Here is an 18,543-nt window from a genome sequence, read left to right as displayed (position 1 = left end):
TTTATCTCATCAGAATATCCAGAGAGAAAAGATTATCAGGGCGTATAAATAATTGAAATGCAAGACGCATACATACAATCAACACCAAAAATGCAAGAGCCATACGCAACTGTTCAGCTTTTAACTTTCGTCCAACCCGTGTTCCATATTGCGCTCCAATACTACCGCCAAGCATCAACAAAAAAGCTAACACGATATCAACGGACTGATTAGTTACACTTTGCAAAACTGTGGTAAAAGAAGATACAAATGTAATCTGAAAAAGTGACGTTCCAATCACCACACTGGTTGGAACGCGCAGAAGGTAAATCAATGCCGGTATCATAAAGAATCCGCCACCAATTCCCATAATAGAAGACAACAACCCAACAATGAGACCAATCGCTAAAACTGGAATAATGCTCACATAAATCATAGATGTGCGAAAACGCATTTTTAATGGCAATCGATGGATCCAATTATGTCTACCAGCAAGACGAACATGGATTTTTTGTTCCTGACGCCGACGCACCATATCGCGCCAGCTTTCAATAATCATCAAACTTCCAATACTGCCAAGAAGAACCACATAAAGAAGTGAAATCATCAAATCTAATTGTCCCAATTTTTTCAAAACAGAAAAAATCTGAATCCCAATGACAGAACCAACGCCCCCACCAATTGCTAAAAGAATACCAAGTTTGATATCAAGAGTACGTCTTCTAAAATGTGTAATTGCTCCCGTCACCGATGATGCAATCATCTGATTAGCACCTGTTCCAACAGCAATAGCAGGAGGGACATTATAAAAAATTAATAGAGGCGTGATAAGAAAACCACCACCAATGCCAAAAAGACCTGAAAAAAAACCAGCAACGACTCCCATACCAATCAAGATCAGCATGTTGAGTGACATTTCAGCAATTGGTAAATAAATACTCACTTACAAAACCTTCAAGATAATTCGAGAGCTCCTCTCCAATAAGCCTCTTCTCCACTCGTTTTTATCGCATATTTAAAAGGACAATTTTCAATGCTACAACAAACCTTCAGAAAATCACGAATGCGCAACATATCTCATAGCACTTGACCTAATCAAAATGAAAAGAAACAGTTCCTTTTAAAAATCCATAAAAACATAACGTTATCGCTGTCATAAATGCAATGATTAAAAAACACCAAAAAAAACTTTTAAGAGAAGAAAAGAAAGTTTTCTGAAGGTTCAGATTTAAGGAATGCGTACAACCATCCTCAATACAAAGATCCGATGCTTGAACATCAGAGGTCCTTTCTTCTCCGGTAGAATGCCCTACAAGCTCTTCAACCTCTTTTGAAAAAGGAGTTATAGTGTCATTTGGCAAAGCGTTTTTATTCCCTTGTTGTAACACATTTTCAAAATTTGTTTGGCTTGCAGTTATACTGTTTTGTTTTGAACCGCTTGGTGTCTCTTGGAGCAACGAGCGTTCTTTGTCCCCCTCTCCAGCCATATTAGCAAGCTTTTGCACAACAGAATCAAGTGATTTTGAACGCGCTATCCGCCGTGTCGCCATTGCTTCTTCTACGCTATTCTTTTCTTTCTGCAAACTCTGAACAAGTGTTTTAATTTGCTCTAAATACTCAAAAAGCTTTTTTTCTTTTTGGCGGCGAATATAGTGCTCAGCCAAAATTGCCCGACTAATATCATCCAAGTAAGATTTTAAACTCTCTTCCACAAAACTTTGTGCTGTTACAGGACGAGGAACATTTTTTATTTGCATTTGTGCATAAACAGAGCGTAATTTTTTTGCAATATCGGACATTGTTACTTCAGCAGACGTGTCCATCTTCTCTTTTTGCTCAACAACAAACGAAGAAGGACTGTCTTGCTTAACCTGCTTTATAGTTTGACTTTTCGTATTCAAAATACGCTACCCCTCATTGTGTCTATAAACGCTACGCTTTATTCATTTTTTGCAGAATTGCACAAATCAGAAGACAGTATGTTCTATTTTAGTAAATAGAGCTTTAAGAATTTACAAAAACATCTCAATGAGTATCTTTGATTTTCCTGTTCTCACGATTTAAACAGACAAAATATTCTTCCATGATAAATCACCATACGGAACGAAAAAAGGATATTTTCATTTTGTTATTCTAAGACCATTTACTCTTCTGTATTCCTTTTATTTTAAGTTCTCTTACAACTGTTTCAAAACCATCATGAAGGCATTTTCTTGAAATAAATGCGCATTGTTTTTACTTTTTATTCAAATGAAGAGGGCAATTATGAAAACGCATAAAAAAGAGATGAACAACAGTGATAAAAGACATAAGCCGACTCAAGCAAGCGTCTATAATGAGAAAAAATATAAGGAGATTTCGTTCTAAATAATTTGGTTTCTTACCATTATTACTATAAACTCGTGCTCATACAAATGAAGAGGATTATTATGAAGATAATTGTCGCTGTCAAACGTGTTGTGGATTATAACATCAAGATACGCGTCAAACCCGATGGTACAGGCGTTGATCTGTCCCATGTCAAGATGTCTATGAACCCTTTTGACGAAATTGCTGTAGAAGAAGCAATCCGGCAGAAAGAATCTGGAAAAATTTCAGAAATTGTTCTTGTTTCAATTGGACCAGAAGCAGCACAAGAAACTTTACGCACAGGACTTGCCATGGGCGCTGACCGCGCACTGCTTATAACGACAGAACAAACTCTTGAACCCTTAGCAATTGCTAAGATTCTCAAGGTCATTGTTGATGAAGAGAAACCAGATATGGTCTTTTTGGGGAAACAAGCTATTGATGATGACAGCAATCAAACTGGACAAATGCTAGCAGCTCTTCTTGGTTGGGGACAAGCAACTTTTACCTCAAGCCTAAACCTAGAAAATGGATACGCAACTGTTATCCGTGAGGTAGACGATGGTACGCAAACTCTTTCCCTACCCCTCCCCATGGTCATGACTGCTGATTTACGCTTAAACGAACCGCGTTATACTTCGCTGCCCAATATCATGAAAGCAAAAAAGAAAAACATTGAAAAAAAAATGCTTTCTGAGCTTGGCATAGATACGCAAGCGCGCTTAACAGTCCTAAGCGTTGAAGAGCCAAAACCGCGCCAATCTGGTATTAAAGTGGCTAACGTAACAGAGCTAGTCAATGCACTAAAACAAACAAATCGCATTTAATAGTCTATAACCAATAGATTAAAAAACACATTGTATAAAAGGGCAAAAACTTATGGCAATTCTTTTATTAGCCGAACAAAATACAGAGGAAACCGCAAAAGCGCTCACCGCCGCGCGCGCAATGAGCGATGATATTGATATTTTGGTTTGTGGAACAAAGGTCCAAGTTACAGCCGAAAACAGTGCTAAACTTGCTGGTGTACGGCAAATTCTTGTTTCTGAAGCTGATTATTTAGCCCATCAACTCGCTGAACCTATAGCAAATACCATTGTCAAATATGCGAAGGACTATGATGTAATCATGGCTGCCTCTACCAGCACCGGCAAAAATGTCATGCCGCGTGTGGCTGCTCTTCTTGATGTTATGCAAATTTCAGACATTATTGCGGTTCTTGCACCTGATACCTTCAAACGCCCCATTTATGCAGGAAATGCACTTGAAACTGTACGCACCAATGATCATCAAAAGGTTATAACCGTTCGTACAGCTTCTTTCCCACCAACCCCCTTCCACAATAACACTGCTCCCATTAAGACAATAATACCAGCCCCCAATCCCAACCTTTCTTCTTTTATAGAAGCAGAAACCAATAAAAGTGACCGCCCTGATCTTACCTCAGCACGTGTTATTATATCAGGTGGGCGTGGACTTGGTTCACAAGAACAATTTATGGCACTCCTTCTCCCCCTTGCAAATAAACTAGAAGCGGCCTTAGGAGCTAGCCGCGCAGCAGTTGACGCTGGCTATGCTCCTAATGATTGGCAAATTGGACAAACCGGAAAAGTCGTTGCTCCTGAACTCTATATAGCCGTTGGCATTTCCGGTGCAATCCAGCATTTAGCCGGTATAATGGATGCGCAAATTATTGTTGCCATTAATAAAGATGCAGAAGCTCCCATCATGCAAATTGCTGATTATGCCCTTGTCGGTGATCTTCACCAAATTATTCCAGAGTTGGAGAAAGCTTTATAAGCCATGAATGTACCTTTGCATCATCAACGTGAAAGTATGGAAGTTGACAGTGTGATTGTTGAAGCAGAACAAGCAGAACTTCTCTCCATAAAAACTGCCCAATATCTGCAGCTAATCTTCACCAAATTATGCCAAAACGGAAGAAAGCTTTATAAGCCATGAATGTGCCTTTGCATCATCAACGTGAAAGTATGGAATTTGACATAGTGATTGTTGGAGCAGGACCAGCAGGACTTTCTGCCGCAATTCGTCTAAAACAGATCAACCCCGAACTTTCTGTGACAATCGTTGAAAAAGGTACAGAAGTTGGTGCACATATTCTCTCTGGAGCAGTTGTTGACCCCATCGGCATTGATAGGCTCTTACCAGAATGGAGAAATGAACACGATCATCCCTTTAAAACGCCTGTTACCAGTGATCAGTTTTTTTTTCTAAAGCCAACACACGCTACATTATTTCCCAATATTTTTCTCCCTAAAATCTTATCAAATGATGGGTGTTACATTGTTTCACTTGGGAGTGTTTGCCGTTGGCTAAGCAAGAAAGCCGAAACGCTTGGTGTTGAAATCTATCCTGGTTTTGCCGTATCACAAACCATAGAGAACGATAATGGAGCCATCATTGGTGTTCTTACAGGGGATATGGGACTGAATAAAGACGGAACTCCTGGGGAAAATTATATGCCTGGTATGGCTTTATTAGCAAAATATACTCTGATTGCAGAAGGGGCACGTGGTTCCCTTGCAAAACAACTGATACAGAAATTTGATCTGAGTAAAAACCGTGAACCACAAAAGTTTGGTCTCGGTCTCAAAGAGCTTTGGGAAGTTGATCCCCAAAAACATAAGCCTGGTTTAGTGCAGCATTTTTCCGGCTGGCCCTTAGACAATGACACTGGTGGTGGTGGTTTTCTTTACCACCAAGAAAACAATTTAATTTCTGTCGGTTTTGTTGTGCACTTAGATTATAAAAATCCTTATCTCTCTCCCTTCGAAGAATTTCAACGTTTCAAAACACATCCCAAACTCTATGAAATTTTCAAAAGTGCAAAACGCCTTTCCTATGGAGCACGCGTCATCAGCGAAGGTGGTTGGCAATCTGTACCCAAACTGACCTTTCTAGGTGGAGCACTTATTGGCTGTGCTGCTGGTTTTGTCAATGTCCCTCGCATCAAAGGATCACACAATGCCATCTTATCTGGCATATTAGCAGCCGATAAAATCGCGATAGCCCTCGCACAAGGCCGCGCCCATGATGAAGTCAAAGAAATCGAAGAAGATTGGCGCAAAAGTCCCATTGGAAAAGATCTTTATAAAGTACGCAATGCCAAACCACTCTGGGCAAAATACGGCACAAAATATGGCATCAAAATTGCCGGCTTTGATATATGGTGGCAACAGCTGTTTGGGTTTTCCTTATTTAAAACGCTCTCCCATGGAAAAGCAGATTATGCATGTCTTGAGCCAGCCTCAAATTTTCAACCCATTGCTTATCCAAAACCAGATGGGGTTGTAACCTTTGATCGTCTCTCCAGTATCGCACTTTCGAATACGCACCATGAAGAAAACCAGCCTTGCCATTTAAAAATAGCCTCATTAGAAAAACAAAAAGACTCCGAATATGCGGTCTATGGAGGACCTTCTAGCCGCTATTGCCCTGCTGCTGTTTACGAATGGCTAGAGTATAATGATTCCCCCACCTATGTTATCAATGCTTCAAACTGCATACATTGCAAAACCTGCGATATTAAAGATCCTAATCAAAATATCAATTGGACCTGTCCGCAAGGCAATGAAGGACCACTTTATCTCAATATGTAATCACTGTTCATCCTTCTCAAAGCCAACTTTCCAATATTACGTTTCTCTCATACGCACCATGAAGAAAACCAGCCTTGCCATTTAAAAATAGCCTCATGAGAAAAACAAAAAGACTCCGAATAGGCAATCTATAGAGGACCTTCTAGCCGCTATCGCCCTGCTGCTGTTACGAATAGCTAGAGTTTAATGATTGCTAGTCTTATGTTATCAATGCTTCAAACTGCATACATTGCAAAACCTGCGATATGAAAGATCCCAATCAAAATAGCAATTAGTCCCATTCACAAGGTCATAAGGAACCACTTTATCTCACTATGGAATCATTGTTCATTCTCCTAAGAGGAAAATCTATAAATCTCGTCAATAAAAGCGCTTTCTCTTAAAAACCCACCCAATAGCTTTCACGCATGCGTTCTTTCACAATGTGCAATCTGTTCTATCAATACTCCCATACCAGAATATTTTCACGACCCCATCATTGTTCTCATCAAAAAATAACATATTCTCACTAAACACTGTTTATTTATAAAGAACAAAAACAACTAAAATATTTTGATCCTTCTGGCTGAAAAAAGGCAAAGCAGAGCTGCTCTTCAATATCTTTTAGTTTAAGCTTCACGATCTTCAAACGCATCCACAACAAAATCTTTTAAGGAGATGAATACTTAACGCTTTTGCGTTTCTCGTCTTCTTCCCTCCCCCTACAACACTGATTCATAGAGCTGTTTTAACAAACAATCCCAACAAAATTCCAAGCCCATCTCACAGTGCTCGCCATGAAAATAGAACGAAAGCTTTATGAAAATACAAGCAAGCATCATGATACGTTAACAAATCAGAATGTCACATCGACCCTTTGTGTTTGAGGGCATTACAAGAAGCATATTTTTCTCCTTCTTAAACGGTTTTATCCACCCATTCATTCCTCTTGTAATCTATAAGAAAAGATTTTTTGCTTCCAAGATAAGAAAAAAGAAGCTTTTGTCTTCGGTTTTGCTATGCAAAGTGCAAATAATAAATGACCTTGCATAAAGCAATTTATATCTGTAAAAAAAATCCTCAACATCAATCTGCTTGTCTTTAAATATAGAAAAGCTGATTCTATAGAACCACGTCCGTGAAAATAAAAAAACACACCACTCTTATGAGATCATAAAAATCTTGATGCTTCCTTCTAATGCATAAAGGGATCATTTATTTTTTGCAAAGTGATCTCAAGAGCCGTGATTAAAGCATTTTTTCCTCCTTGGCGCGAAAAACAGTTTGACAAAAGTTCATTTGTTCCCCCCTTTGTTGAAAACTCTTTCTCAAGCAGCGCAAAATCAACAGATGAAAAACAGTCTTGAGCCATAATTTTGCGCATTTCATCGGTTAAGTTTCCAAACATCATAACAAGAAAATCTGCTGACTGCTGGTTCTTTAACCCCTGTGTCACAAACCATTGATGTGCTGTTTCTATAAAATTAAAATATACCCCCATCAGTGAACCCGCCGTCATGAAAAGATTAAATTGCTCTTCCGCATCCAAAACCAATGTGCCACCCAAGGAATCAAATAAACTTCGTAAAAATGGATGATCAGGATAAATTGGTGTCAAATTTTTACATTCTGCCACAAATGGTAGTGGAACAGCACGATAAACCTTATGATTGATCCATGCCTCAACATCTGCTGCTTTTGCCATGGCCAGCACAGAAACCACAAGCTGTTCGGGACGAAAACGAAGAGAACGCAAAACCTCTTCTGCAATTTGGTTAGGAAGACAAAGAAAAACACAATCACTAACATCCAGCAATGCTTGATTGTTTTCAGCAATCATAACTTTATCATAATGACATGAAAGGCGCTCTGCCATTTTTGCATTGCGAGGAGAAAGGATAACAGAAGAAACGTCAAAAGCGCTCATCATTAAACCATCGACCATGGAAGCACTAATTTTACCTGTTCCAAGAAAGCCAATTTTCATTTCTATTCCTCACACGCATCATTTCAAAGAAAACTAAAGCCAAAGCTTTAACATTCTAACTCACATAAACACTAATTGAAGATGCAACACAAAGCATAGCAAGAATGATCAATACCAAATAGACTTTTGGCTTATCAAAAAGAACAGCAAAAGCAGAAAACCAACCAACAATAGCAGCCGCTAAAGCAAACAAAAAACCTGGCTTATTCATCAGCATAATATGGACTGCCATTAAACCACCTATAATCAGCGCCCCAAAAACAATCAACAAACCCGTTGCAAATTTTTCATAATCATCCATATTTTGCTCCTTATAGCGCTCAAATATGATGCATCTTATCTAACGCATCTGTATATAAAAATGGAATCTTTTTCACTTACCATGGTTCAAATGATATAGAAACTCTTATTTATCAGATGTAAAAAATGCCGGAATATGCTGCGGCCAACGCCACGGTAAAATTGCAATCAGATCAAAGCGTATACACAAAAGAGCGCGATCTTTTTGCCGTGCCAACCAAATGTCGGCAGCTGCCTCAATGCGCCTTTCACTCACCCGAGAAACCGCAACCATTGCTTCAGCCAATGTTGGACGTGCCTTGACCTCAACAATGAGCACAAGATTTCCACGCCGTGCAATTAAGTCGATTTCACCACATTTTGTTTTAAAACGCATTTCAGTTATATGAAAGCCTTTCAGTCGCAACCACCAAGCAGCCCATTTTTCTGCACGAATACCTCGATAGAAAGACTTCTGCCTGCGTTCTTTTTGTATCATTTTCCCCATTATATTACATGTCTTTTAAAAAATTGAACCGCTGAAACAGTTCTTGTTTTTTTAAGCCCGTTTTCTTTGCCACCAAAGCAGCCGCCTGAGCTGCAGAATGCGCACCAGACAATTCTAACAACAGTGCATCAACTTCTTGATCACTCATCACTTGCAAAGAAGAAACTGCCTGCCCAACAAGCACAACAATTTCTCCACGAATATGCGCCTGTTTGCTGTAATTTTCCAACAAATTTCCTAAATTAGAGACATCCACCGTTTCAAATTTTTTTGTTAATTCACGACAGATTGCCGCAGGACGATCCGCCGAAAAAAAAGCAACCATATCCTGTAAAGTATTAACAAGACGATGGGGCGATTCATAAAAAACCAACGTTGCTGGAAGAGTTTTTAATTGTTCCAAGCGCTTTTGGCGTTGTGTCTTTCGTGCACTCAAAAAACCTGCAAAGAAAAAACTATCGGTGGGAAGCCCCGTTGCAACAAGAGCAGCTAAAAGAGCTGATGGCCCAGGGATTGGAACAGTTTTATGTCCCGCTTTGCGCGCTTCTTCCACCAATCGAAATCCCGGATCAGAAATCAGCGGTGTCCCAGCATCTGACACAAGCGCCACGCTTTTATTCTCTGCTAAAGCTTTCAGTAACTTCGGTCCTGCCTTTTGTGCATTATATTCATGATAAAGAACGGGTTTTTTCTCAATACCGTAGCGTTCCAACAAAACACGTGTCACTCGCGTATCCTCACAGGCGAGAATATCAACTCCTGCAAGCACTTGCAAAGCACGAAGAGTGATATCGGCAAGATTTCCAATAGGCGTTGCCACAAGATAGAGTGCTGGTTCTATAACAGGCACAGAATAAGCATGCCCACCGATAAAATATGCCTTTTCACCCATGCCCTTCTTTCATAATCAAATAATCCCCCCTCCATCTGCTCTTAGCAAAAACTTTCTTCTCTATCATCTATTTCGGCCAATTTTTGCTATTGCCAAACTAACCATTCCAATAACCACTTGTGCTATAATAAGATTTCTTTTTCCAATATTTATACTTTTGTTGAGGGTTATAATACGTCTTGCTTACCATAATCACTCGCAGTAAAACAGATTCTCAATTCTCACAATACCACATCAACTTCAATATTTTTTATGCGAAACCTCTATTTCAAGAACTCAAGAAAATAATTTCAGTGATTTCCACATTAAATACCGACCTCCCCTAATAAAGCTTTCCAAATGCCTTCACCCGCTTTTTTTTCGAGAGAACCCTATTCATCGCTGTTAAAACGTTTCCCCAAGTAAACATACATCCCCCCCTAGCCGCAGTCCTTCCATCATTTCGGACAAAGATGACCATATCACACCATCTCATTTTGTAATATTCCCCCTAGCTTTTGCAACGGCGTGTGGCGTGTGGCGTGTGGCGTGTGGCGTGTGGCGTAATGAATATCCAGTAATTTCATATTGAAAAACACTTTTTATATCTGAACTAAAAATCTTTAACCAATTTCATTTCATCCGTAAAAATCAATGGGTAGAGTCTTATAAAAACAAACATAATTATCCATCCTACACTCAGTTTGTTTGCTTACCATCTGGAAAATCTTCATATAACAAGGAAACGTTTATGTACTCTCATTTCCATACAAATAGCCCTTCTGTTTTAAATTATGGTTTGTTAATGAATCTAAGAAAATTTGTTTTTTATTTGCTCCACAATTGCACGATAAAGCGCAGCATGTTTCTCATCGGGTTTAGCAACAAAGATTGGCACGCCATCATCGGAAGAAGATCGTAAAGCCGCATCAAGCGGTACTTCAGCTAAGAAAGGGACCCCTCGGTGCTTTGCTTCTGCCTGCGTACCACCATAACCAAAAATATCGTAGCGTATTCCCGTATCAGGAGCAATAAAATAACTCATATTCTCAATGAGCCCTAAAATAGGAACATTGACTTTCATGAACATTTCTATCGCTTTCCGCGCATCAACCAAGGCCAGATCCTGCGGAGTAGAAACAATCAACGCCCCCGTCAACTGCACTTGTTGAGCAAGTGTCAATTGTGCATCTCCTGTACCTGGCGGCATATCAACCACCAACACATCCAAAGGCCCCCATAAAACATCTCTAAGCAATTGCGTCACCGCCGCCATAACCATGGGACCACGCCATACCACCGGTTTTTCCTCCTCAACCAAAAATCCCATCGACATCAATTTAAGACCAAATTTTTCAAGAGGTTGAAGCTTTTTCCCATCAACAAGTTGTGGTTTTTGGTTAACCAGCCCTGTCAAACGTGGTAACGATGGACCATAAATATCCGCATCCATTAAACCGGTTTTAAAACCAGAATCTTGTAAAGCTAAAGCAATATTGATCGCCATTGTCGATTTGCCAACCCCTCCCTTTCCAGAAGCCACCGCAATTACATGCTGCACACCATCTATTGGCATTTTTACAGGCAATCCACTTGCTCTGCGTTTTGCTGCAGAAAAAACTGTAGCTTTCTGAATCTGAGAAGAGTCCGTCGGTTTTTTTTCTGCCGTAAGCGTGACAACAACAGATTCAACTCCCTCCATAGCACACACCACGTCTTCAGCAGCATGGCGCAACATTTCCCACTCTTGTACACGTCCATCTGGAACTGTAATAGAAAAAAACACTTTTCCATGAGCAATCAATATTTCTGAAAGAAGCCCAAGCGAAACAATATTGCTTTCAGAATTCGGCACTTTGATTTTAGATAATGCGTTACGGATCGCCTCACTTGTGATAGGATTCACGCTCTTTCCTCTCTCTCATAAATGCCAAAGAATAAGTAATAAAGACCCAAAACACATCTCACTTCATCACTTGAAATTTTGCACTTTTAAAAATTGTAAACTATATCTTGAAGTTTATCTCCTTACAAAAGGCAAAACCATCCTCATAAATGTACACGTGAAATTTTAGATAAAATCCCATTGAATCTGTTTTTCGTACAATCACATCAAGAATTTTACAAGCGCCTTTAAGAGCTCAAACGAAGCAAACTTTTTATAAAACAAACACACTTCACGACTATCACACCATAACAAATCGCGATTCTCTCTTACTCCTCTGACCAGTATTTACTTATGTAAAAGGACTAGAAATTAAGGTACTCTAAGCAATCATTATTTCCCTTAAATTTGAAACTATTATGAACAAAATACATATTCACCATAGAGTTTTGATATTTTTTTTAAGAGAGAAAAAATAATCTAAGATTGACTTTTTTTATGTTTTTCCTTATGGATAAGCACATCATATGAGAAGATGAGATTATTCATCTAGTGCATAGTTGCCATAGAATATTGCCATAAATTAAGAAGGGCCGCACTCCGCGGTATTAAAATAAATGAAACGTACTTATCAACCATCTAAACTTGTCCGGAAACGCCGCCATGGATTTCGTGCACGTATGGCAACAGCTGGTGGCCGTAAAGTGATCGCTGCAAGGCGCGCTCGTGGACGTAAGCGTCTATCCGCTTAACCATTTAAATTTTCACAACAATTAGATATTGTTGATCATCTTAACCGTTGTGGAATTTTCGTTATGAACCTCCGATGCCTGCAAAAGCAGGCATTTGGTAAAATTGCGAAACGTTTTTATGAAGAAAAAACATCCATGCCGTCTTCGTAAGAGAGCAGATTTTTTAGCTGCTCGCACAGGAGAAAAACGACGTGGTCCTTTATTTTTGCTTGAAGTGAAATCCCATACACAAGCAGCAGAAACAAAAACTCCTCTTGTTGCGCGTGTAGGTTTCACAGTTACGCGCAAAAATGGCAATGCTGTTAAACGCAATCGTATTAAAAGACGTTTGCGTGAAGCTGTCAGAGTTGGTTTAACAAATAACATGGAAGCAGGAACAGACTATGTCATTATAGCACGTCCTGATGCACTTCATGCGCCTTTTACATCTTTGATCCGTGAATTAAATCGACGAATACAACCAAAAACACAACATCAGCAACGACAACAGGGATATACGAATGGAATATAACCGGAATTTCTTTATCGCCATTGGATTGTCTTTCATAGTGCTTATCGCATGGCAATTTCTTCATGTTATTCCCAAACAGGCTGAGTTACAAAAACAACAAATAATTGCCCAGCAGTTGTCAAAACAACAATCAGCGCTTTCTACATCTACTACAAATTTTTCTGATCCTGCATCAAGGCATGAATCTTCCCCCATGATTGATCAGCCCCCCACAATTGATCAGCCAATGACTCCTGAACTGCGCAATGATGTGTTGGCTAAAACAAACCGTATTGCTATTAAAACCAGCGAACTTGAAGGCTCCATTAATCTTGTTGGTGCACAATTTGATGATCTCCTTCTCAAAAAATATCGCCTAACGGTCGATAAGAAATCACCAGAAATCGCTTTACTAAACCCCAAAGGATTCACAAAGACCTATCTTGCTGAATTTGGTTTTACCAGTTCATCTTTGCCAGCAGGAGCCTTACCACAATCCGATACACAATGGCAAATAGAGGGCAACAATACGATCCTAACCCCTTCAACACCTGTTACTTTAATTTATAATAATGGACAGGGACAAATCTTCCGTCGTATGATTTCTATTGATGATCATTACATGTTTACCATTGAGGATTCTATCAGCAATGAAGGGGATAAACCAATATATCTCTCATCCTATGCACGTGTTGCACGTGCAGCTCCACCAGAACATACAAATGCAACCTATTTGCTGCATGAAGGTATGATAGCTATTGCAGGTGATACACTCAAAACTGAAAAGTACAAAGCCTTGACTGAGCTTGATCCAAATCCTCATAATGGTCAAAAAAGTGTGTCTTTCTCTAAATTGACAGGAGGTTGGATCGGTATTACCGATAAATATTGGGCTGTAGCGGTTATTCCACCACAAGATAAAGAATATACAAGCCGTTTTATTTATTTTGACCGCTTACAAACACATTATCAATCTGACTTACTAGGGTCCCTTTTAACGATTGCCCCCAATGAAACAAAAACCGTTACAAATCGTCTTTTTGCTGGTGCGAAACAAGTTGAAATCATTAATCATTATCAAAATGATTTACAAATTAAAAAGTTTGCGCTCTTAATCGATTGGGGTTGGTTTGATTTCATTACCAAACCAATGTTTTCTCTCATTGACATTCTTTATAAACAAACAGGCAATTTTGGTATTGCCATTCTTCTTGTCACAGTGTTGTTGAAAACGCTTCTCTTCCCTCTTGCAAATAAGTCTTACAAATCTATGGCACGTATGAAGCTTATACAACCTATGTTGTTGGAAATAAAAGAAAAATACCAAGATGACCGAGTCAAACAGCAACAAGCTATAATAGAGCTGTATAAAACTGAGAAAATTAATCCTCTTGCGGGCTGTTGGCCAATGTTGGTTCAATTTCCAATCTTCTTTGCGCTCTATAAAGTTCTGTATATTACCATCGAAATGCGGCATGCACCTTTCTTTGGTTGGATTAAAGATTTAGCAGCGCCCGATCCAACTTCTGTTTTTAATCTGTTTGGCTTCTTGCCCTACACGACTCCAAGCTTTCTTATGATTGGTGCATGGCCTTTGATTATGGGAATAACGATGTTTTTACAAATGCGTATGAATCCATCTCCTCAAGATCAAACACAAGCAATAATCTTTGCATGGATGCCAGTTATCTTTACTTTTATGCTCGCCTCTTTCCCTGTTGGTCTTGTTATCTATTGGGCATGGAATAATATATTGTCAATAATTCAACAAGGTATCATGATGAAACGCCAAGGAGTCAAAATTGAGCTTTTTGATAATCTTAAAGCTATGTGGAGAAAATCACCCAAAAAAGAAGTGCATGAATGACAAGAGATTCTTCCCTTTCTGGAATTTTTTCTCGCAATTGGATTTTTATTCGTGGTGTGCCAACAATAAGCTTTCTTCCCCCCGAAGGACCGCCCGAAATTGCCTTTGCAGGGCGCTCCAATGTCGGAAAATCATCTTTAATCAACGCACTTGTCCAACAAAAAAGTTTAGCCCGCACCTCAAATACACCAGGACGTACACAAGAACTCAATTACTTTGTGCCCGATGGTTTCAGTGGACAAGGAGAGGAACTCCCTCCTCTAGCATTGGTTGATATGCCAGGGTATGGTTTTGCTGAAGCACCTAAAAATTTGGTTGATGCATGGACAAATTTGATTTTTAGCTATTTACGGGGTCGTACAACACTAAAGCGCGTTTATCTGTTGATTGATTCACGCCATGGCATCAAAAAGAATGATGCAGATGTTCTAGACCTTCTTGATAAAGCTGCTGTTTCTTATCAAATTGTTTTCACAAAAAGTGACAAAATAAAATCAAGCGACCTTGAAAAACTAACAATAACCACAAAAACAAAGCTGCACAAACGCCCAGCAGCTTACCCTGAACTTCTTATAACATCTTCAGAAAAAGCATTTGGTTTGGAGGAATTACGTGCAGCCATTTTACAAACCATCACAGTATAGAAAATATTGCTGTTTTTTAAAAATTTATTAAACATAATTGCGAGCTTCTACGAATAATCTTGTACTTCTAGTAAAGCACCTTTATAAAAATTCTTATTACTTGAAAGAATTCTCATCAACTCTATCTGATATCGTAGATTATGCTGACACTTTTTCATTCTCCCCTTTCTTCTTCTTCTCGTTTTATACGCCTTATTCTTGGAGAATATGGTGTAACCACGCAACTCATTGAAGAACATGAATGGGCGAGAAGACACGAATTTCTTGCGCTCAATCCAGCAGGCCATGTGCCCGTTCTTCTTGATGAACATGAAGTTCCATTATCAGGTGCCATTGTTATCTACGAATATTTAGATGAAACGCATGGCAGTTTACGACAAGAGAATAAACTCTTTCCGGAAAATCCTTTAGGTCGTGCCGAAGTCCGTCGTCTCAATGATTGGTTTTTAAATAAATTTGAAACGGAAGCGACACGCCATATTGTACGAGAAAGGATCTATAAACGTGAAATGCCCCTAGCCATTGGCGGTGGTGCCCCCAATTCTCAAATTTTACGCAATGCACGTGCCAATATTCCACCCCATATGAACTATCTCAATTGGCTCTGTGCTTCTCGCGACTGGTTGGTTGGCTCTGAATTATCCTATGCAGATCTCGCAGCAGCAGCAGCTGTTTCTGTCCTTGATTTTCTAGGAGAAATTGACTGGGAACCAGTCCCCGCTGCCAAAGATTGGTATATGCGGATTAAATCGCGCCCTTCTTTTCGCTCTCTTTTGACCGATCGTATCAGAGGAATTGTCGCAAGCCCTCATTATACGGACCTTGATTTCTAAGCACTTTTCCAGCAAGTGAAAACACTCTTCTACCTCAAAGATCATAGAACTCTACATCAATAAAATCTACTATTTTATAGAGTGTATAATGATAAATGAATATATAAAAATGCTTATCCTTGATAACTTGCATGAAAGCTCAAAATCAAAACATTCTCTCATTTAAGCTCTATTTGCTAATGGATAAAAAGAAATCTTACACACCATAAACAAAAGAAGGTGTGAATAAAATCATTTAAGAGAAGAGTTTAAGTTCCCATATTGAAAGGCAAGAGTTGTAGTATCAGAAAGCACGCGCATAAAATAACAATATCGACACATGTCCTTTGCCAAAGATATTATAAAATAAACAATTGCTTAACATCCACATGATTCACTCTATAATAAAAGGAAAAGTACTTTTTTATCATGCGACTCTCTTAACAAGTAATCTTTTCATAAAGCTCAAGAAGCGTAATTTCTCTCTAGAAAGAAAAAGAACCGTTGGAAAGAGGACAAGAATTTGCCTATACTACAAGAGGTAAAGTGTCATAAGGAGAAAAATATGCGCCTTACAGTTGTTGGTGCCAATGGAAGGATGGGACGCGAGCTCATTGCCGCCATTCAAAAGAGAAAAGATGTAGAGCTTTGTGCAGTGCTTGTGCGCACAGGATCACCTTTGGTAAATAAAGATGCCAGTATATTGATTGGTTCCAATGCTCTTGGTATTCACATCACTGATGATATCGAAAGTGCTTTTTCTAATACGGAAGGTATTTTAGATTTTTCTCAACCACAGGCTAGCGTTCTTTATGCCAACTATGCAGCCCAAAAAGGCCTTGTGCATATTATCGGGACAACCGGATTTAACAAAACAGAAGAAGGACAAATTGCAGATTTTGCAAAAGAGACAACTATTGTCAAATCTGGGAATATGAGTCTTGGAGTCAATCTGTTAGCAAACCTTGTAAAAAAAGCAGCTAAAGCATTAGAAGCGGATGATTTTGATATTGAAATTTATGAGATGCATCACGCCAACAAAGTTGATGCTCCTTCTGGAACAGCTCTTCTTCTTGGGCAAGCAGCAGCAGACGGTCGCAATGTTATGCTCAAAAATGTAAGTGTTAGCGGACGCAGCGGTCATACCGGTCAACGTGAAAAAGGCACTATCGGCTTTGCCTGTTCGCGAGGTGGAACTGTTGTTGGCGATCATAGTGTCACTTTTGCTGGTGCAAATGAACGTATTGTTCTTTCACATGCAGCACAAGAACGCTCTATTTTTGCCAATGGTGCCCTAAAAGCAGCTTTATGGGCAAAGAAGAACCCCAAAAATGGTCTTTATTCAATGCTTGATGTTTTAGGATTGAATGATGAATTTTAAACCGTCAATGTAACGCAGGAAACTTATAATGGGACGCACACTCGTACTTATCCGCCATGGCCAAAGTGAATGGAATCTCAAAAATCTTTTTACCGGTTGGAAAGACCCCGATTTAACAGAAAAAGGCTGTACAGAAGCAATAACAGCAGGAAAAAAACTCAAAGAGCTTGGTTTAAAATTTGATATTGCTTATACATCCGCTCTACAGCGAGCACAAAAAACAGCGCGCTACCTCTTAAAACAGATGGGACAAGAAGATTTAGAGCTGATACAAAACCCCGCTTTAAATGAACGCAATTATGGTGATCTTGCTGGTTTAAATAAAGATAAAGTACGCCAACAATGGGGAGAAGAACAAGTACAAATATGGCGTCGCTCCTATACGATTGCCCCCCCAAATGGAGAAAGCCTACGCGATACTGCTGCACGCGTTCTACCCTATTACCTCTACCATATCCAACCCCATATTTTACGTTCTCAAATTGTTTTGGTGGCAGCACACGGCAATTCTCTTCGTGCTCTGATAATGGCACTTGAAGGTTTAAGCAGTGAAGAGATTATTTCTCAAGAATTAGCAACAGGCATTCCTATCGTTTATACATTTAATCCTGACTCCACAATCGCCTCAAAGACAATCGTTACCCCTTGAATCCCAAAAATCGTAGTGATCATAAGAAGTTCAACCCGATATTTTAGCTGAAGAATCAATTCTCTGCTCGTTCCCTCAGCCTAAAACACAAAGTTTACTGCCTCCTAGGAACCTGTCATCAGATTGATTTTTTTGAGTAATTTCCATTACCCAGCACTTATGTACTTAACTTCATAGACTACGCCTTAGCTCTGTCCTGAAGATTTTCTTCAATTTTATCTCTTGTCGTATAGGACAACGCCACCTTTGATAAATACAAGAGAAAACCCAAATATCCCAAACTTCTCTCATTTCAAATCTTTTCCATGTTGAATTAATCAAAATCATTCGCTTGTACATTACAAGCGGAATGGAGTGTGGAAAAAGCATTCAAGAAAGAAGTAAAAATGCCTCTCATAAACCGAACCTTTTAAAGACAAAAGCCGCTGTAACATGAGGGAGCTAGCAAAAAGTATGATAGAATCCATAACCATAAAGATGGTGATACACAA

19 protein-coding genes are annotated in these 18,543 nt (G+C 39.3%); 12 read left to right on the top strand and 7 right to left on the bottom strand.

Going from position 1 to position 18,543, the window contains the following annotated elements:
• Window position 1: 1 nt before the first annotated feature.
• Window positions 2-922: a sulfite exporter TauE/SafE family protein gene (locus PVV64_RS07930; protein WP_273760511.1), complete on the bottom strand. Its 921-nt coding sequence runs from the start codon at window positions 920-922 to the stop codon at window positions 2-4.
• Window positions 923-1,070: 148 nt separating this feature from the next.
• Window positions 1,071-1,880 (bottom strand): hypothetical protein, encoded by an 810-nt coding sequence (locus tag PVV64_RS07925; protein WP_273760510.1) that lies wholly within the window; start codon window positions 1,878-1,880, stop codon window positions 1,071-1,073.
• 528 nt (window positions 1,881-2,408) lie between these two features.
• Here PVV64_RS07925 and PVV64_RS07920 point away from each other — a divergent pair.
• The 5 genes from PVV64_RS07920 (at window position 2,409) to PVV64_RS10560 (ending at window position 6,223) form a co-directional block, all read left to right on the top strand.
• The gene (locus PVV64_RS07920; RefSeq protein ID WP_273760509.1) at window positions 2,409-3,155 is read left to right on the top strand and encodes an electron transfer flavoprotein subunit beta/FixA family protein; all 747 of its coding nucleotides are present in this window, start codon (window positions 2,409-2,411) and stop codon (window positions 3,153-3,155) included.
• Window positions 3,156-3,207: 52 nt separating this feature from the next.
• On the top strand, window positions 3,208-4,128 hold the full coding sequence (locus tag PVV64_RS07915) for an electron transfer flavoprotein subunit alpha/FixB family protein (protein WP_273756795.1): 921 nt from the start codon (window positions 3,208-3,210) through the stop codon (window positions 4,126-4,128).
• 3 nt (window positions 4,129-4,131) lie between these two features.
• On the top strand, window positions 4,132-4,290 hold the full coding sequence (locus PVV64_RS07910; RefSeq protein WP_273720955.1) for a hypothetical protein: 159 nt from the start codon (window positions 4,132-4,134) through the stop codon (window positions 4,288-4,290).
• Complete coding sequence (locus tag PVV64_RS07905; RefSeq protein ID WP_273760508.1) at window positions 4,287-5,948, top strand: electron transfer flavoprotein-ubiquinone oxidoreductase; 1,662 nt, start codon at window positions 4,287-4,289, stop codon at window positions 5,946-5,948. Before PVV64_RS07910 ends, PVV64_RS07905 begins: the two co-directional genes overlap by 4 nt.
• Before the next feature lie 206 nt (window positions 5,949-6,154).
• Entirely contained in the window at window positions 6,155-6,223 is a 69-nt protein-coding gene (locus PVV64_RS10560) for a 4Fe-4S dicluster domain-containing protein (RefSeq protein WP_404978424.1), read from the top strand.
• Window positions 6,224-7,122: 899 nt separating this feature from the next.
• On the opposite strand, the gene PVV64_RS07895 is transcribed toward PVV64_RS10560, so the two are convergent.
• The 5 genes from PVV64_RS07895 to PVV64_RS07875 all read right to left on the bottom strand — a co-directional run bounded on the left by PVV64_RS07895 (window position 7,123) and on the right by PVV64_RS07875 (window position 11,478).
• A complete protein-coding gene (locus PVV64_RS07895) occupies window positions 7,123-7,914 on the bottom strand; it encodes a pyrroline-5-carboxylate reductase (protein ID WP_273760507.1) in 792 nt (263 codons plus the stop codon).
• A 55-nt stretch (window positions 7,915-7,969) separates the two neighbouring features.
• Window positions 7,970-8,215, bottom strand: a complete 246-nt coding sequence (locus PVV64_RS07890) for a hypothetical protein (protein ID WP_273756800.1) — start codon at window positions 8,213-8,215, stop codon at window positions 7,970-7,972.
• 105 nt (window positions 8,216-8,320) lie between these two features.
• Window positions 8,321-8,689 carry a YraN family protein gene (locus tag PVV64_RS07885; protein ID WP_273760527.1) on the bottom strand — a complete coding sequence of 123 codons (369 nt, stop codon included), beginning with the start codon at window positions 8,687-8,689 and terminating at the stop codon, window positions 8,321-8,323.
• Between the two features lie 16 nt (window positions 8,690-8,705).
• On the bottom strand, window positions 8,706-9,593 hold the full coding sequence (rsmI, locus tag PVV64_RS07880) for a 16S rRNA (cytidine(1402)-2'-O)-methyltransferase (RefSeq protein WP_273760506.1): 888 nt from the start codon (window positions 9,591-9,593) through the stop codon (window positions 8,706-8,708).
• A gap of 790 nt (window positions 9,594-10,383) precedes the next feature.
• Window positions 10,384-11,478, bottom strand: coding sequence for an Mrp/NBP35 family ATP-binding protein (locus tag PVV64_RS07875; protein WP_273760505.1), 1,095 nt, complete (start codon window positions 11,476-11,478; stop codon window positions 10,384-10,386).
• Window positions 11,479-12,074: 596 nt separating this feature from the next.
• On the opposite strand from PVV64_RS07875, the gene rpmH reads away from it, so the two are divergent.
• From rpmH to PVV64_RS07840, 7 genes are all read left to right on the top strand, one after another.
• Window positions 12,075-12,209, top strand: coding sequence for a 50S ribosomal protein L34 (gene rpmH / locus PVV64_RS07870; RefSeq protein WP_005864709.1), 135 nt, complete (start codon window positions 12,075-12,077; stop codon window positions 12,207-12,209).
• 118 nt (window positions 12,210-12,327) lie between these two features.
• A complete protein-coding gene (rnpA, locus tag PVV64_RS07865) occupies window positions 12,328-12,720 on the top strand; it encodes a ribonuclease P protein component (RefSeq protein WP_273760504.1) in 393 nt (130 codons plus the stop codon).
• Window positions 12,710-14,566: a membrane protein insertase YidC gene (yidC, locus tag PVV64_RS07860; protein ID WP_273760503.1), complete on the top strand. Its 1,857-nt coding sequence runs from the start codon at window positions 12,710-12,712 to the stop codon at window positions 14,564-14,566. Before rnpA ends, yidC begins: the two co-directional genes overlap by 11 nt.
• Window positions 14,563-15,210, top strand: a complete 648-nt coding sequence (yihA, locus tag PVV64_RS07855) for a ribosome biogenesis GTP-binding protein YihA/YsxC (protein ID WP_273760502.1) — start codon at window positions 14,563-14,565, stop codon at window positions 15,208-15,210. The genes yidC and yihA overlap by 4 nt, the downstream gene beginning before the upstream one ends.
• A gap of 140 nt (window positions 15,211-15,350) precedes the next feature.
• Window positions 15,351-16,043: a glutathione S-transferase family protein gene (locus PVV64_RS07850; protein WP_273760501.1), complete on the top strand. Its 693-nt coding sequence runs from the start codon at window positions 15,351-15,353 to the stop codon at window positions 16,041-16,043.
• 544 nt (window positions 16,044-16,587) lie between these two features.
• Window positions 16,588-17,403, top strand: a complete 816-nt coding sequence (dapB, locus tag PVV64_RS07845; protein WP_273760500.1) for a 4-hydroxy-tetrahydrodipicolinate reductase — start codon at window positions 16,588-16,590, stop codon at window positions 17,401-17,403.
• 28 nt (window positions 17,404-17,431) lie between these two features.
• Window positions 17,432-18,052 carry a 2,3-bisphosphoglycerate-dependent phosphoglycerate mutase gene (locus PVV64_RS07840; protein WP_273760499.1) on the top strand — a complete coding sequence of 207 codons (621 nt, stop codon included), beginning with the start codon at window positions 17,432-17,434 and terminating at the stop codon, window positions 18,050-18,052.
• Window positions 18,053-18,543: the final 491 nt, after the last annotated feature.

Source organism: Bartonella sp. ML70XJBT.G (assembly GCF_028618575.1).
GTDB lineage: Bacteria > Pseudomonadota > Alphaproteobacteria > Rhizobiales > Rhizobiaceae > Bartonella.
The sequence above is the reverse complement of the archived record's forward strand: the minus strand, read 5'-3'. Positions and strand labels throughout refer to the sequence as shown.